Below are 16185 nucleotides of genomic sequence, written 5' to 3'. Positions count from 1 at the left end.
CAATTATGGCAAATGGATTTTCAAATTACAGAACCATTTATACTCAAGGTTGATTGGGATAAAGTAACGTATGAATTTTTAATTCGTATTAAGCCCGATGCTTCTAACACTATTGTTTTTGGATCCGGAGCAGGTGGGTTTCAAGAACAGCCAATTGGTCCACCTATTTTTCATCGACATTCTTGGATGGATGAATTTGAAGATACTGTTATATATTATAATGACCCTACGTTATATCTTGGAAAATTATCTTTAGGTTGGGGACAGGGAGAGTTAAATAGATTTTATTTACAAGATATAGCAAATATTTTAGAAATAGTATTTGTAAAGTTAAAAGTTGATTCGAAAAATGTGTTGTTTTATGGCAGTTCTGGGGGAGGATTTATGTCTTTAATTTTAGCTGGATTCGTTAAGGGCTCCACAGCTTTCATTAATAATCCTCAAACAAATTTATTAAAATGGATACCTGTACCAATAAATCTAGTTTTCGATTTGTCTTATCCAAATTTATCAAGAGAAGAAGTTGAAGAGAAATTTGGCGAAAGAATTAATGTTGTGAAATTTTTTAATCACATTAAATATGTACCGAATATTTATTTTTTGCAAAATTTCGCGTGTGAATTTGATGTGCAAAATCATTTGCTACCATTTATTTCCGAATTAGAGCAACTTGATAAAGACACGGAAGTAAATCAAATTATAATTGACTTATATTTTGATAAAAAAGCAGGGCATGCAGCTGTAGGGAAGAGTGAAACAATTGAATATATAAAAAAAGTAAAACCTAATCAGACTGTAAAAGAAGAACAAAAAGAAGTGGACCTATCAGTTGTTATAGTTTTAGGAGAAGAAAAATCAAAATTGAATCAAATTTTAAATAAAGTGCAGCATATAAAACCACTAGAAATTATTATTGTAGCTGATGATAGAATGAGTGCGATACAATCTATACCAACATTTGTTGAAAGTAACGTTGTTGTGATTGAGGAGAAAAGTAAATGGAAAGCACCAGTTCATGGGGCAAAAGTCGCCAATGGTGATGTAGTCTTATTTTTAAATGGAGAAGATGTTATTTTTTCGGTAGAATTAGAACGATTTATAGAACCGCTACTAAAAAAGGAACAGGATGTAATTTTAAATAATATAGACTCGGTTTGTTTTGAAAAGATGAGAGTAGAATGGCCAAGCATTGCTATGGTGTATAAAAAAATAGTAAACGATGTATTGGGGCGTATGGATTTAAAATATGATTCGATGTTATCTATGCCATATGCTATTACTAAAAAAGCAATTGAAGACATTGGATATGATATCTTGCAGAACCCTATTCTGTCCCAAGTAACTCTTATTGAGAAAGGGTGGCGACTACAATCCTCGTCAGCCATCACTAACACCTCCTTGAATAATATGCCCGCAAACAAAACCTCTTTCTATAAAAATGGATTAACTAAATTAGAAGTATATGAGATTAAAGAAAATATAAAAGCTTTGGAGAGTTGGTTACAACGAAAAGATGATAGAGGTAATTATACAGATGGAGGAAGAAAAAGAGAAATTATAGAGCAGTTAAAAAAACAAAAGAATTATTCACGTTTCCATAAAGGATGGGGAATGAATTCCTCTATTTATAATGGAAAACAGTTATCAATTATTATACCAGCACAAAATGAAGAATCAACGATTAAAGAAGTTATTCTTGAGGCAAGAAAAATTGAACCAAAAGAAATAATTGTTGTCATTAATGGGTCAACAGATCAAACAGAAGCAATTGCTAAGCAATCAGGGGCAACAGTAATTGTTTATGAAGAAAGATTAGGGCATGATGTAGGACGGGCAATTGGTGCACAAGAAGCGACAGGAGATATACTTCTCTTTATTGATGCTGATTTTGCTATTCCAGCAAAAGATCTTCATCCGTTAACGCAAGCTGTTGCGGATGGTGTTGATATGGTTTTAAATGATTTAAATTTAAATCTTAGATTTCCTCTATATATTGTAAGTTTATATAAATATATGTTGAATATTGCTTGTAACCGTAAAGATTTAGGGGTAGGATCTACAATTGCTGTTCCCCATGCTATTAGTAGAAAATGTTTAGAGGGAATTGGCTGGGACACTCTTCACACAGCGTGTGTTGCACAAGTAAAGGCAATATTAGAAGGGTATAAAGTCGAATGTCTCCATTTTGTAGATGTAATGAAACCAAATCGTATTCGGCCACAAGAGCATTTTGCGACGATAGGACATCCACCAGCTGTATTGAGAATTACTGGGGATCATTTAGAAGGACTTTCATATTTATTGAAGAATAAGGATTTTAAAGATTTATTTTAAAAGGTAAATTTGTCTATTGAATGAGTAACTTAAACATTTCATTTATGCAACTTGACGATATTTAGTATTGCAATGAAACTAAAATCAAAAATTTTTATTATTTTTAGCTCAGGTACAAGTGAAGAGCATGTTTCACTGACTGATAGTAAATGAACAAGTAACTAAAAGGTAAAGGCTTCTTTATATATATGAAGAAGCTTTTATCTTTTTTATTTTAAGTATGGAAGGTAAAGGGTAAATAAAGTTGTAACGGTATTTTTATTTTTGGATAAATTGATATTAGATATAAGAAAGGAGGGAATATCTTGTCTTGCATCAATAAAAGTTGTTTTCATATTTCTTTAGAAACTAAAGTCAATCCAAATGGTGGGGCAGAAATATTCGTAAGGTGCAATGATGAATGTTTATCTAATTTTAATGTAATACCGTTTATTGCATGTGTTTCTATTTCAGTAAAGGATGATTTGAGTTTTTTAGTTGATTTAGATAGTTTAATAAAACGTTAATTTTCTATGCAGTTAATAATAAAATAACATCTAATTTATAAGACTTAGTAAGAGAGTCGTGTCCGAATTTAATTAACTGCATATATTGTTAAAAGAAAGGAGGGAGAGTTATGGCATGTACTACGAATAATGTTTGTTTAGATGTGTGTCTTAAAATTACAATTACCCCTGGTAGTGGAATTGATGCAGTAGTCGATTGTGGAGGCACATGTGGGACAAGTCCTACTATTGTAATTAGTCCTAGTGGATCAATTGTTATTACTTTACCATTAGTTGCATGTTTCTCAATTGCACTAAAAGATGATTTAAGTGTTGACTCTTCATTAACAAGCCTCTATTTTCAAACTTCTTAAGAAAGATACAGAAATGAAAAGCCTGCCTGCTACTTTTCTTTTGATCTAATGTAAAAATAAAAAAGATGGTTACAACCATCTTTTTTATTTTGCTATATATTTAAAATGAATTCATATATTATTTGGTGGTAAGAATATACAATTAAAAGCATTCAGTGTTTCTTTTTTGTTCGATGAGGTAAGAAATTGCTTCTATATGATCACCAATGATTTGTTGCGTTGCTAATGAAAGGTAGCCTTCCTGCGAGAAGTGTTTTTCTGGTCGAACTCGATTTATCTTGTCAACGTCGATAGAATGAACATTTTGTACATGCAATCCTGCTAAAATTGTTTTAACTTGACTTAAGGTTGGTGAAAGAAGAGAATCAAACCCAATTGTATCAATGCATTTTCGACTAAAAGCATGAGGGACAGCAGTTGTGGAGCCCATACCTAAATCTTTTCGATTACATGCTAAATTAACAACATGCTTACATGCAGTTACGATAGTATAAGGAACACGATACATGTAGTAGTGCTCTAATTTATTTAAAGCTAAATCGGTGCCATTTTGAACAGATTGTACAAATGGTAATAAATCAGAACTAGGAATTAAGAAATCACCATCAATAAATAATAATATATCACCTTTTGCAAAATATGCACCAACGGCACGTCCGGTATCAATGCCGAGTGCTTCTTTGTAAGTAATAACTGTTGCACCGCAATTCTTTGCCAATTCCTCTGTTTTATCTGTTGATCCATTAACAATAATGATGATTTCTAAAGGTTTTAATTTCTGTACCTCAAAAATGATAGATTCTATCGTTTTTTCTTCATTTTGAACAGGGATAATGATGGATAATTGTTTATTTCCATAAGTATTTGAATAAAACTCTTTACCTGTAATTATTTTGGATATAGCTCTTTGTTCACCGTTTTGAAGTTCTAAAATAATATCCCGCCTTCGATTATTATCAGTATAGTTTCCTCTCGAATCTTGTAATATATTTACCCAATTTTCAATTGCTTCTAGGTGATAACGAATGAGTTGTTTTGAGGGGAAGGAGGGAATTTGCGGTATAGAAATTTTGAAATGATTGCTAATGCGAAATTTATTTTTAATAATTTTCATTTGTGCTAATATCGGATTTAATAAACTTTCTGGAGTAATTGCATCAAGAATCTCTTTTGTTATTGCATAGGGAGGAAATAATAGTGAGTTAACATGTAAATCTGGACGATGAAAAAAATGATTCGTAACTTGCTGCCAAATCATTTCTATAGTTGGCTTTTGCTTTTGATAAAAAAAGTCATCTAAATTGTTTAATACTATGTCAGCTGATTCGTCTAGTAATGGTTGAAGAAATTGTGTAAGTAAGGAAGATTGGATAATGTAATTTGCATCTAAAAATAAGAGGTACTTACCCTTTGCTTTTTTGGCACCAATTACATAACAATTATTTGATTCTGTCGGTTCTTCTAGTGTGATAATTTTACAATTGTAAGATTGTGCAATATCAATGGAATCATCGATACATCCGTTAATAGTAAGGATAATTTCTAAAGGCTGTAGTTGTTCACAGGCTTTCAAAATTTCAGGTAAAACTTTTATGTTATGCTGTATACGAATAATAATAGAAATCGGATTTTTACACATAAGTAGTCTCCTTTTTAATCAGAGGTAGTTATTAATAAGATTAGATAAAATAGGAGATATATATTTTATTATATACGTAACGACTATTTAGTTTTCTCAGACTTAGAATTCTCATTACCTGAATTAGTACCTTTATTTATTCCAGAAGCGAGTAAATTATTGAGAACGCTCAGGTCTAATTGCATAGGGATTGAGTTTTCGGATGTAGTTTTCTCATTTTCTTTTTTGGTAGTTAATATAGTCTTTATATTTTTTATTTCTTTATATTGTTTTAAGGTAATGAAAAATCCAGAAATAATGAAGAGAAAAGAAACAGTAGCGAGTAAAAGTATTATTTCCAACATAAAACACCCTCCTTTAAATCTATAATAATACTATATTTGAATGTAATAAGACAAAATTCGAGCTAATGAGTTCACTTTTTAAATATATGCAAATCTTTAGTAAAAGTTACTAATTTCTAGGTTAAAGGAAGCAATTATAGAAACGTATAGATATAAATAAATTAAAATTTCATTTGTAGTGTAAAGGTATGTGTTATATAAGCTGAACGTCATTCTATAACAAGTTAAACAGGGTTTAATTTTATATAAAAAGAGCATTTAATTGGACAAATAATTAATTATGTGAAATAATAATAACAGATAAGGAGACGTTGCTTTTCCTTAAGTGCTTCGAATTAATTTTATTCAATAAGAGAAGGTGTGCTTAAAGAAGTTAAATTAAATAAGGAGCTGTTTTATTATATGCAACAAAATAATGATTTAAATTTTGAACCTCAAGACGTTAATATTGTTAATCCTAAACAAGCCAGGAAAGCAGTAATTGCTACTGGTATAGGGAACGCAATGGAGTGGTTTGACTTCGGATTATACGCGTATTTAGCGGTAATTTTAAGTCAATTATTCTTCTCTGGTGTTGATAATAGTGGATTGCAACTTGTACTTACATTCGGTACATTTGCAGCAGCCTTTCTCGTTCGACCAATCGGAGGTGTATTCTTTGGTAGAATAGGAGATAAGTACGGCCGAAAAATCGTGTTAAGTACTACTATTATTTTAATGGCACTTTCTACATTATTCATCGCATTACTACCAACCTATGAACAAATTGGTGTATGGGCACCAATACTACTTTTAGTTGCCCGAATGATTCAAGGCTTCTCTACAGGCGGCGAATATTCAGGAGCAATGGTTTATATCGCAGAATCTTCTCCAGATAAAAAGCGTGGTATACTCGGTAGTGGTCTTGAAATTGGAACACTCTCAGGTTACATTGCTGCATCGGTAATTGTTACCATTTTGACGTTATTGTTAACAGATGAGCAAATGCTCAGCTGGGGATGGCGTATTCCGTTCTTAATAGCTGCACCAATTGGTTTGGTCGGTTTATACTTACGCCGTCATCTAGATGAATCTCCAATCTTTGAAGAGATGGAAAAAGCACAAGAGGAATCTGAAGACAATGAACAATTTTCATTCATGGATATTATTAAATATCACAAAAAAGACTTCTTATTAAGCACAGTAATTGTCGCCTTCTTTAATATTACAAATTATATGATTCTTTCGTATATTCCTTCTTATCTAACTCAAGTACTTAAAGTCGAAGAAACAACAGGCTTATTAATTATTTCTATTACGATGGCGCTTATGATTCCACTAGCACTATATTTCGGTAAATTAAGTGATAAAATTGGTAATAAACGCGTTGTGCAAATTGGTTTACTTGGTTTAACTGTATTTGCAATTCCAGCATTTTTACTAATAGGTAACGGACATATTGCAGCTATATTTGCAGGTATTTTCGTACTAGGTTTCTTCTTAAGTGTATATGAAGGAACATTACCTTCATTATTACCATCACTCTTTTTCACTGATGTACGTTATCGAGCACTTTCGATCTCATTTAATATTTCTGTATCGATATTCGGTGGAACAACACCGCTCGTATGTTCATACTTAGTTCATGCAACTGGTAACCCGCTCGCACCGGCATTTTATTTAGCAGGTGTAAGTATTATTGGATTAGTTGTATTTAGTGTACTATTCGTTACAACTTCAGGGCGTGCGCTAAAAGGTTCATATCCTACAGTAGAAACGAAAAAAGAAGCACACCAAATCGCTAAAGAAGACCCTGAAGAAACACTTTGGTGGCATGAAGAGTCATTAGAAATTGAAGCAGGGAAGAATGCTTCCATTTAAAAAGCAACGTAGAAGTACAAAAAGACTCCTATGAATATAGGGGTCTTTTTGTTACGTTATTTCTTTCGTTTCTTCAAACTTTTTTGATATGCATAAAGCTTATGAATCTCTTCCTTAAATTCATGTAGAAGTACAGTGTTTGCACCATTTGAATAACGCACCGTATTATAAGCATCTATAATAATATCACTTTGAATATTTACATCTTCTTCATCGTTTATTCTTTCTAGCCAAGCCTCAACAGTTTCTCCCCGTTTTCTATTTAAAGGAGGGGTTAACTTACTCTCTAGCTTAAAAATTTCCTTCCGAATTTCGTTATGTGGCGGTTTATTTCGTTTAAAACGATTTTGGATCATTCCTTCTTTATCAGTAATGATAGTAGATTCGAAGACGTGCATATTTGGTAAACTTAAATGTTTTCGTTTTTTTACTATTTTCCAAACGACGTAAATAGCGATAGCTGTACAGACTATTATTGTAGTGCTATTTATGAGTATTGGATCAAAATCAGGAATTTTTTTTCCGTCTTCAATTTTTGGTTTTAAGAGATGTCCTTTATTTGCCCAAACATCTTCAGTATCTTTTAATTCCGCTGCTTTAATTAATGGCATTAAAGCATAGCCGACGCCTAATGCGACTACTTCCGTTATAAAACCAAAAATAAGTCGAATGAAAGGAAATACTTGAACAATTAATATACTCATTAAGCCAATCGTAATGATAGAAGAAAAACGTAATAGTTGTTGTTTGCGATTGGCCCCGGTTAACCAAAATGTAATCATAAGATGCAAGGCTAACATTAATAGTTTCCACAACGGTGGAAAGGGTGCATAAAATATAGCTGAAACGACAAACCATACAATACCACCTAAAGATTTTTGAACTGGATATCCAGGTCCGACCACATGTACGATAAAGAAAAATAGTGGTAATATGATTGTGCCAAATAGAGAAAAAGGTAAAAATAAAGAGAAAAGAACGATTTGAAGAACTAAAAGTATTACAAATCCTGTTGTTTTTTTCTGCATAAATTTATGAATAAGAAATACTCCAATATAGCCTGTTGTTAAAAATATTGCAATACTAATTAGTTCATCTCTTTCTGTTAATAATGAAAGCAGAAGGAGCAGAATGAAATCATGAATGTGATATAGCCAAGTTTTCAACTGGTTCCACCATCCCTTCACTAGTAATGAGAAACGTTGGCTGCGAGAGAAGAGGGAGTTCATTTCTTTGTAAACCAATGTATATCATTGTAGACGATCGTTCTCTTTTTCTCTTTACATAATGAAGGAATCCTTGTTTCGGAAGTAACGTACTATCATCTGAAATACGGGCTAATTCTTCTAAAGCTTTTGCATATTGTGTTTGTCCTTCATTTAACGGTACATGTAATGCACCGTCTTCTGCTAATACACTAATAAACAATTCAAACGGAATGTGGTGCTTCGTTGCATACTGGAAAATGTATGTTGCATATGAAATAAGTTCTTCTACATTATCTTTCCAACCAAATCCACGATCGGCAGCTAAAGAAAGACAAATCGTCCAACTATAATTTTTTACAGGTTCATATTGCTTCGCTTGTAATTGTTGCATTTTAGCAGATGCCTTCCAATGAATAGAGCGGAAAGACTCACGCTCATATCGCTTTACACCGATAATAGATGTTTCATCATTGTAAAAAGAAAAATTCGTTCGATAAGATCCATTCAAAAGTTGCTGAAGTTCTTGCAAACCTGCTACTTCTTTAGGAGAAGGATACACAATAATCTCAGTCCTTAATTTATCAAAAACAGGTAAATGTACAGTTAATAGATGAAATGGATCTTTTAATACACATTCAAATTGTTCAATTTGAAACACACCACGCTTCGTGGCGGTTAATGTTAACCCCCATTTTTGTGCCGAATGTGCAGGTTGTGAAAATGGGAAAGAGAATAACGTTTTTGATATTTGTTCAATGCCTTGCTCTTTATGCGGTATAAGGGACGAATTTAAATGAAAGTAACAAACACCATTAACGATCGGTATGCTGGCTCCATTTTTTAAATGAATAAAAAACTGTCCAGATTCCTCAGGAAAAATCCGTGTAGTTTGTTTCTCATTTATGATTTGAAACTTATTCTCTATGAAAGCGACATATTTATAAATAAAAATCGCAAATAAATAATAGAAGAAAAAGAGAAACATAAGCATTCGTTGCGGGAAAAAGAATGTGAAAAGTAATGCGATTGGAACGGTTAGTTGAATAATATGGAGTTGAAAAAATAAAGGCACAGTTACAACACGCTGTCCATTCATGCTTGTTCAATCTCCACAGGTACGTCAACTTCTTTTAAAATACTTTGCATAATATCATTCTTTGTCGTACGCAGGGCACCTTCCATTGATAAGACGATACGGTGATTCCAAACAGAAGGAACTAACAATTGTATATCTTCTGGTGTGCAATATTCTCTCCCGCGTAAAAAGGCTAAAGCTTGAACAGCACGTACTAAAGCTAATGTGGCACGTGGGCTTACACCGTTAGCGATATAATCATGATTTCTTGTAGCATGAGCAAGTTTAATAATGTAATGTTCTAACGGTTCCGAAACAAATATTTCTTTTACTCGTTTTTGAGCTTCTAAAATATCTTCTAATGAGATGACAGATGTGACACTTTCTAATGGTAAATCGTTCCGAAAACGTCGCATCATTTGTAACTCATCTTTAGGAGTTGGATAACCGATTGAAATCGTCATTAAAAAGCGATCAAGCTGTGCATCTGGAAGAGGGAAAGTCCCTTGTGATTCAATTGGGTTTTGCGTCGCAATAACAAAGAACGGTTTCGGAAGAGGAGTTGACTGCTTCTCCAGCGTCACTTGTCGTTCTTCCATCGCTTCTAACAAACTCGACTGCGTTCTCGGCATTGCACGGTTAATTTCATCTGCTAGCAAAATGTTTGTCATAACTGGTCCAATTCTTAATTCGAATTCGCTTGTTTTTGGGTTGAAGTATTCAATACCTGTTACATCACTTGGAAGTACATCAGGGGTAAATTGAACGCGAGAAAAACTACCACCAATACTTTTTGAAATGGTTTTCGCCAGTAACGTTTTCCCAGTACCAGGCACGTCTTCGAGTAGTACATGTCCATCAGCAAGAAGTGAAACGAGCAGTAGATCAATAACATTTTCTTTACCAACAAACACAGATCCGATGTTTTCTTTCAATTTATTTATCATATGTACCATTCCTTTCATTATAAAAGAGCTAATATTTCTATATTTTAACAAATTATTCAGAAAATTTGTATGATTTTTTAATTCAAAGAAATGGATATTTAATTATTAAATTACTCTTGCATATTTTGGAATATGATTATACAATATCGATATACGATGTATCGTAAGTCGATATATCATAAAACGATGTATCGGAGGTAGTTATAATGAATGTGAAGGCGCAAAAATATATTCCGTTAACTGAGGCGACATATTACATACTGTTATCACTAGTGAAACCAATGCACGGATATGGAATTATGCAAATGGTAGAAGAGATGACAAATGGGGAAGTAAAGCTCGGTCCTGGTACTTTATACGGGAATACAACGAAATTACTTAAAGAAAAATTAATTGTTGAAGTTGCCTCTACAGATAGAAAGAAGTGCTATGAGTTAACGCCGTTTGGGAGAGAAGTGTTAGAGCTAGAATATAACAGATTGCAGAGATCTGTAAGGAATGGAAATAGTATATTAGGGGAGTGAATGGGAGATGGAGACAAAGAAGATATTCAAACCTTTCGCAGTATGGAGCTTAGAAAAAGAAGAAGCGTATTTACGTAAAATGCATCAACAAGGCTGGGCGTTACAAAAGTATAACGTAATGTATACGTTTAAGAAAACTGAGCCGAAAGATGTAGTATATAAAGCAGACTTTAGATTAGAGTATAAAGATTCGACAGAAAAACAAAAAGAATATATCCAAATATATGAAATGTGTGGCTGGAAACATGTAACGAGTTTTGCGAAGTGGAATTATTTTTGTAAAGAAGTAGACGAGGAAAATGAGTTACCTGATATTTATTCAGACAAAGAAACGAAGATACAAAAATTTGTTGAATTGATACAGTTCGTTGCAATTATGTTTGTAATGTTAATTCCAGTGTTTTACTTATGTTTTCTTGGAGTATCAGAATCAGGATTATATAAAGGTATGGTTGGGTTTTTAGTTTGTATATATTTATATGCGTTTATTAATTTATTTAGGAAGATTAAAAAGTTAAAAAATGAAATATTGTAACAAAGATTGGGTTTATTAAAGAAGATGGTTGTATATTGAATGGAAATCATCTTCTTTAATTTCTATATATCCTTGTTTTGTTGGGTATTTTTTATATAATAAAATATTGTATATTTAAGGCATAGAACTAACAGTTACAAAGATGATACCAGTAACAATACCTAAAAAAATCATAAATGAAGAAGTAATTAATAATAACGAACTAGCAATGAATATCACTTTATTAGATTTTTGTTTTTTATAAAGGAAATAAAGTAAAAGACCACAAATAGTAGAAAGTATCCATATAGCTAAACCGTAAGAACTCGAGATTTTCTTCCAATCGGAAATCCAAAAGTAAAAGATGATTATGTGACAAGTTAATAGTAGAAATGTTGATGGAAGCATTATCTTTTTATTTAAAATCATTTGTTTCACCTCCCTTATATAAATATTACTAAAATGGTGTGGAATTTAACATATAATAAGGAAGAAATACATTTTTAATTAACGTATTAAACGAAAAAATCCCTTATAGAAAAATCTATTTCTACAAGGGATAATCATATTTTTATTAGAAAGACTGATTTTGCGCAGGTTTAATAAATTGTTCAGGGTTTTCAACAAGTCCGCATACAGCACATTGGACACGGTATGTAGGTCCTTGATAAGCCATATGAAAAGCATTCATCGTTTCATTTGTGTATTCTTCTTCCACTTGACCAGTTTGTGGATTTATTTTAACTGGTTTTACTTGTTGCTCAAGAATATTAAAGCGAGTACGGTTCGTTTTACAACTTGGACATAGCATTGGTTCCATATGTATACACCTCCATTTGTATCATTTCTTAAAATCTTTAATTTTATGCAAGCAAAAAACTTTCTCAATATAAATAGGTGTTTAATGTATTTAAAATTCAGAAAAAATAAAATATAATAAAAGTACGAACTGGTTATGTCCAAACCAAATCTCCTGTTTTATGCCAATAAGCTGGGGGGCCGAGAAATCGGCCTCATTTTTTTTGCTCATTACTACAAGGAACAAGGTTTTTATGAGACTTTTGTCGAAATTTTAGGGATAGATACAAAGGGGGATGTAAAATGAATTTGAAAATGAAGTACATCATTTTATATGTAGAAAAGTTTGAGGAATGTTTAAAGTTCTATAAAGATATTTTACAGTTACCTATAAAAGCAGAGCACGGAACATATATTGAATTTAATACTGGAACTACCATTTTAGCGATGAATACGCGGCAAGATGTGAAAGAATTAACAGGATTACCGCTTACAGAAGGTGAATTACAGTCTTCTCATTTCGAGTTAGGATTCGTTGTTGAGAATGTACAAGAAACGATTGAGCAATTTAGAGAGCAAGGTATAAAAATTTTAGTGGAGCCAATTGTAAAACCGTGGGGACAAACAATTGCCTACATTGCTGATCCAGATGGAAATTATATTGAAATTTGCAGTTCATTAGAATAGAGGGAGAAAGAGAGATGGGATTTCCGAAACTAGAAACAGAACGTTTGTTCTTAAGAGAACTTACACTATTAGATGCAGAAACGATGTTCCAATATTTTTCGAAAGAATCAGTTATACGTTATTTCGGAATGGATTCTTTCCAAAATATTGAGCAAGCGAAAACAATGATTCAAACGTTCAAAAATCGTTATGAAGAGGGCAGTGTATTTCGCTGGGGAATCGAGAAAAAAGGGACGGGCCAATTAATCGGAACGTGCGGATTTCATTTAATTAATAATCATCATAAACGAGCTGAAATTGGTTATGAATTAGATGATACATATTGGGGACAAGGATATGCATTGGAAGCATTACAAGCAATTTTAGCTTACGGATTTGAAATACTGCAACTAATAAGAATCGCAGCGGTTGTATATGTAGAAAATAAAGCTTCTCAAAAATTATTAATAAAAGCAGGATTTCAAGAAGAAGGATTACTTCGAAAACATATGATTCAAAATGGAGTTGCTCATGATACCATTTTATATTCTTTATTAAAAGAAGAGTGGAAGAAGTAATGAGTACAAACGAACTTATAACGATTATGAAGAAGCATAGGGAAAATAGATTCATTTTAGGTATAGATGGTTTAAGTCGATCTGGAAAAACAACATTCGTAGCCAATTTAAAAGAAAATATGAAACAAGAAGGCATTCCGTTTCGTATTTTCCATATTGATGATCATATAGTGGAGCGTAATAAACGATATCATACTGGATATGAAGAATGGTATGAGTATTATTATTTACAATGGGACATTGAATGGCTAAGGCGGAAATTTTTTCAAAAGCTACAACATGAAACAAAATTGAAATTACCTTTCTTTCATGAAGAAACAGATATATGTGAAATGAAAAAAGTACAGATTCCTATTGTAGGCGTAATTGTTATTGAAGGAGTTTTTCTGCAGCGAAAAGAATGGAGAGATTTTTTTCATTATATGGTCTATTTGGACTGTCCAAGAGAGACAAGGTTTCTACGTGAGAGTGAAAAAACGCAGAAAAACCTTTCAAAGTTTGAAAATAGGTATTGGAAAGCAGAGGATTATTACTTAAAAACGGAATTGCCGAGGGATAAGGCGGATTTAGTCATTGAATGATTTGAAGAAAACCTCAGCTTTTTGCTTGAAAAGTTGAGGTTATTCTATGTTATAGCAAATTATTTAGTAAGTATTGGGAAGGAGATTAGTATAACAATTTGAATTATATAGTTATAGATAAATCTATAGATGAAAAGATTTCAAAAAAGAGAGTGATCACATGAGTATTTTCATTTTAGAAGATGATGTCATACAAGCGCAGCAAATGAAGCGGTTAGTTGAGGAGGTTTGTGAAAAATATATGTTACCTTTTGACTTTATTGAGGTAACTAGTAAAAGTGACAACATCATTAATAATATTCCAAAGGCGAAGTATATTCCAATCTATTTTTTAGATATAGAGATAAAAAGAGAAGAGCGTAAAGGGTTACAAGTGGCGAAAGAAATACGAAAGTATGATACGCAAGGGATCATTGTGTTTGTAACGACACATTCTGAATTTGCACCTATTTCATATCAATACATGGTATCGGCTTTAACTTTCATTGATAAAGGGTTGCCATACGAAGAGCGATATAAAGTTTTTGAACAATGTTTACTCCAATATGAAGTGCGTAATAAGCATATCATTCCATCCGATGATTTTATCGTTGAAAACAGTAATGCGACTGTGCGAGTTCCATTTCAAGAAGTTGAATATGTTATGACTGATGAACCACATCGTTTAGCATTAGTGACGTTAGATCGAATGGTTTATTTTTACGGCACTTTAAAAGAAATTGAATTAATAGATGAACGTTTATTTCGTTGTCATCAATCATATATCGTGAATACGAAGCGAATGTCTTCTTATGATGCGAAGCAAAAAATGATAGTTTTAAAAAGTGGGAAACGTATTCCAGTATCACGTCGTTTAGTGAGTAAAGTACGTAAGATGTTAAAAGGTGAGATGTAATGTATATTTATGATTTATTTGCAATATTGCTTACTAGTATGAGCCATACGTTTTTATACATTCAATTAATCCGGTACAACAGATTGTCAGTTAGAATGTTAATAGCTTTGAGTACAGTATTCATTATTTTACTTGCTGTTGTCGTAACAGTAACAAGATATCCAGAGTTGAATAGTACCATTGTGTTATTTCTAATAAGTTTAGGATTAATACAAAATGAATTGAAATTTAAGCATAATTTATATTTTGCACTAGTGAGTATGGTGATTATAACGTTAGTGAAAATGTTGCTTTTCGATTTAGGAATGAAAATCTTTATGTTAACGCCATTCAATTTATATTTATGGACAGGTAGCATTATTCATCTTATTGTATCAATCCTTACTTTTATCGGTATTTTAGTAGCTCGTAAAAGAATTCGAAAAATTGCTCAATATATAGTAGGTAGTCCGCTATACTATGTAACTTATATATTATTAATTATCGGATTCGTTATTGAACTAATTTTAACTAGGCCATCTACTGAGTTTTTAGAACAACTAAATCAACAATACAGTGAAGTAAGTTATATTTCAGCGATTATTGTATTTTTATTATTAATAATCATTGTACTAATAAGCTCACACCTATCGAAAGAAAAATTACGAGAAGAGCATGAAAAACGTTTAGATAAAGAGTTATTAGATTATGTGGAGAAATTAGAGGATATGCATGATGAGCTTGCTAGTTTCCGTCATGATTATATGAATGTATTACTATCGTTAGAAGAGGGAATACGTACAAATAATGTGAAAGAAATTGAGCAAGTGTATTATGATGTTATAGCTCCTACATTAAAAACAATAAATGATTATGAACTTGATATTGCAAAATTATCTCGCATACATATTCCTGAAGTGAGAAGTGTATTAAGAGCGAAAGTTGGCACTGCCCAGCAACAAAACCTAAAAGTAATGCTTGATATACCGGAGAAAATTGAAAGTATTTCGATGACGATCATATCATTTATTCGCATTATCTCGGTTTTAATAGACAATGCAATTGAAGAAGCAGTACATAGTGAGGAAAAGATATTGCAAATTGCATTCTTTGAAATGGATTCAGGACAGTATTTTATTGTACGTAATAGTTCAAAGAGTGAAGGGATTGATTTGCAAAAAATTTATGAGAAAAACCATTCAAGTAAAGAAGGTGCGAGAGGATACGGGTTATTCTCGTTAAAAAGAATCATTAACAAAACAAATAACGCGACATTAGAAACAACTTATATAAGCCCTTATTTCACGCAAACATTCATATTAAAAGAGATAAAAAATGACCATCTATGATGAAAATAAAACCGAATAAGAAATAATTACATACT

At 32.1% G+C, this 16185-nt stretch carries 18 protein-coding genes; 11 read left to right on the top strand and 7 right to left on the bottom strand.

The annotated features are described in order from the left end of the window. Nucleotides 1-12 precede the first annotated feature (12 nt). The 3 genes from DN399_RS14770 to DN399_RS14760 all read left to right on the top strand — a co-directional run bounded on the left by DN399_RS14770 (nt 13) and on the right by DN399_RS14760 (nt 3193). The gene (locus DN399_RS14770; protein ID WP_149150121.1) at nt 13-2334 is read left to right on the top strand and encodes a glycosyltransferase; all 2322 of its coding nucleotides are present in this window, start codon (nt 13-15) and stop codon (nt 2332-2334) included. Nucleotides 2335-2639: 305 nt separating this feature from the next. Beyond that, nucleotides 2640-2840: a hypothetical protein gene (locus DN399_RS14765; RefSeq protein ID WP_001277646.1), complete on the top strand. Its 201-nt coding sequence runs from the start codon at nt 2640-2642 to the stop codon at nt 2838-2840. Between the two features lie 110 nt (nt 2841-2950). Then, the gene (locus DN399_RS14760; RefSeq protein WP_000752474.1) at nt 2951-3193 is read left to right on the top strand and encodes a hypothetical protein; all 243 of its coding nucleotides are present in this window, start codon (nt 2951-2953) and stop codon (nt 3191-3193) included. A 142-nt stretch (nt 3194-3335) separates the two neighbouring features. On the opposite strand, the gene DN399_RS14755 is transcribed toward DN399_RS14760, so the two are convergent. Together DN399_RS14755 and DN399_RS14750 are read right to left on the bottom strand one after the other, a co-directional pair. Then, complete coding sequence (locus tag DN399_RS14755) at nt 3336-4832, bottom strand: glycosyltransferase family 2 protein (RefSeq protein ID WP_000335243.1); 1497 nt, start codon at nt 4830-4832, stop codon at nt 3336-3338. Between the two features lie 83 nt (nt 4833-4915). Next, entirely contained in the window at nt 4916-5176 is a 261-nt protein-coding gene (locus DN399_RS14750; RefSeq protein WP_000889742.1) for a hypothetical protein, read from the bottom strand. Between the two features lie 402 nt (nt 5177-5578). On the opposite strand from DN399_RS14750, the gene DN399_RS14745 reads away from it, so the two are divergent. Further along, nucleotides 5579-7036 (top strand): MFS transporter, encoded by a 1458-nt coding sequence (locus DN399_RS14745; protein WP_001186926.1) that lies wholly within the window; start codon nt 5579-5581, stop codon nt 7034-7036. Nucleotides 7037-7092: 56 nt separating this feature from the next. Here the strand turns inward: DN399_RS14745 and DN399_RS14740 are convergent, their stop codons facing one another. Genes DN399_RS14740 through DN399_RS14730 form a run of 3 tightly spaced genes read right to left on the bottom strand, consistent with a single transcriptional unit; the run spans nt 7093 to nt 10266 of the window. Continuing rightward, a complete protein-coding gene (locus DN399_RS14740) occupies nt 7093-8202 on the bottom strand; it encodes a DUF4018 domain-containing protein (RefSeq protein WP_098771480.1) in 1110 nt (369 codons plus the stop codon). Further along, nucleotides 8174-9340, bottom strand: a complete 1167-nt coding sequence (locus DN399_RS14735; protein ID WP_098771479.1) for a DUF58 domain-containing protein — start codon at nt 9338-9340, stop codon at nt 8174-8176. Before DN399_RS14735 ends, DN399_RS14740 begins: the two co-directional genes overlap by 29 nt. Next, nucleotides 9337-10266 carry an AAA family ATPase gene (locus DN399_RS14730; RefSeq protein WP_000608787.1) on the bottom strand — a complete coding sequence of 310 codons (930 nt, stop codon included), beginning with the start codon at nt 10264-10266 and terminating at the stop codon, nt 9337-9339. The genes DN399_RS14735 and DN399_RS14730 overlap by 4 nt, the downstream gene beginning before the upstream one ends. A gap of 206 nt (nt 10267-10472) precedes the next feature. Here DN399_RS14730 and DN399_RS14720 point away from each other — a divergent pair, with 206 nt between their 5' ends. Both DN399_RS14720 and DN399_RS14715 read left to right on the top strand, forming a co-directional pair. Then, the gene (locus tag DN399_RS14720; protein WP_002110530.1) at nt 10473-10790 is read left to right on the top strand and encodes a PadR family transcriptional regulator; all 318 of its coding nucleotides are present in this window, start codon (nt 10473-10475) and stop codon (nt 10788-10790) included. A 7-nt stretch (nt 10791-10797) separates the two neighbouring features. Further along, nucleotides 10798-11325, top strand: coding sequence for a DUF2812 domain-containing protein (locus tag DN399_RS14715; protein ID WP_149149730.1), 528 nt, complete (start codon nt 10798-10800; stop codon nt 11323-11325). A gap of 114 nt (nt 11326-11439) precedes the next feature. Here DN399_RS14715 and DN399_RS14710 read toward each other — a convergent pair whose 3' ends face one another. Together DN399_RS14710 and DN399_RS14705 are read right to left on the bottom strand one after the other, a co-directional pair. Beyond that, entirely contained in the window at nt 11440-11733 is a 294-nt protein-coding gene (locus DN399_RS14710; RefSeq protein WP_000602672.1) for a hypothetical protein, read from the bottom strand. Nucleotides 11734-11878: 145 nt separating this feature from the next. Then, nucleotides 11879-12124 (bottom strand): hypothetical protein, encoded by a 246-nt coding sequence (locus tag DN399_RS14705; protein ID WP_000433602.1) that lies wholly within the window; start codon nt 12122-12124, stop codon nt 11879-11881. Nucleotides 12125-12405: 281 nt separating this feature from the next. Between DN399_RS14705 and DN399_RS14700 the strand changes: the two genes are divergently transcribed. From DN399_RS14700 to DN399_RS14680, 5 genes are all read left to right on the top strand, one after another. Beyond that, nucleotides 12406-12789: a glyoxalase/bleomycin resistance/dioxygenase family protein gene (locus DN399_RS14700; protein ID WP_001049849.1), complete on the top strand. Its 384-nt coding sequence runs from the start codon at nt 12406-12408 to the stop codon at nt 12787-12789. A gap of 14 nt (nt 12790-12803) precedes the next feature. Then, nucleotides 12804-13346 carry a GNAT family N-acetyltransferase gene (locus DN399_RS14695; RefSeq protein ID WP_000506638.1) on the top strand — a complete coding sequence of 181 codons (543 nt, stop codon included), beginning with the start codon at nt 12804-12806 and terminating at the stop codon, nt 13344-13346. Next, on the top strand, nt 13346-13927 hold the full coding sequence (locus DN399_RS14690) for a kinase (protein ID WP_149149729.1): 582 nt from the start codon (nt 13346-13348) through the stop codon (nt 13925-13927). Before DN399_RS14695 ends, DN399_RS14690 begins: the two co-directional genes overlap by 1 nt. Before the next feature lie 160 nt (nt 13928-14087). Beyond that, the gene (locus DN399_RS14685; protein ID WP_149149728.1) at nt 14088-14822 is read left to right on the top strand and encodes a LytR/AlgR family response regulator transcription factor; all 735 of its coding nucleotides are present in this window, start codon (nt 14088-14090) and stop codon (nt 14820-14822) included. Further along, nucleotides 14822-16150 (top strand): GHKL domain-containing protein, encoded by a 1329-nt coding sequence (locus tag DN399_RS14680; RefSeq protein ID WP_149149727.1) that lies wholly within the window; start codon nt 14822-14824, stop codon nt 16148-16150. The genes DN399_RS14685 and DN399_RS14680 overlap by 1 nt, the downstream gene beginning before the upstream one ends. Nucleotides 16151-16185: the final 35 nt, after the last annotated feature.

It is taken from the genome of Bacillus sp. AR4-2, assembly GCF_008274865.1.
GTDB classification, from domain to species: domain Bacteria; phylum Bacillota; class Bacilli; order Bacillales; family Bacillaceae_G; genus Bacillus_A; species Bacillus_A cereus.
Note: the sequence above shows the minus strand (reverse complement) of the source record. Positions and strands in the feature narration are given on the sequence as shown.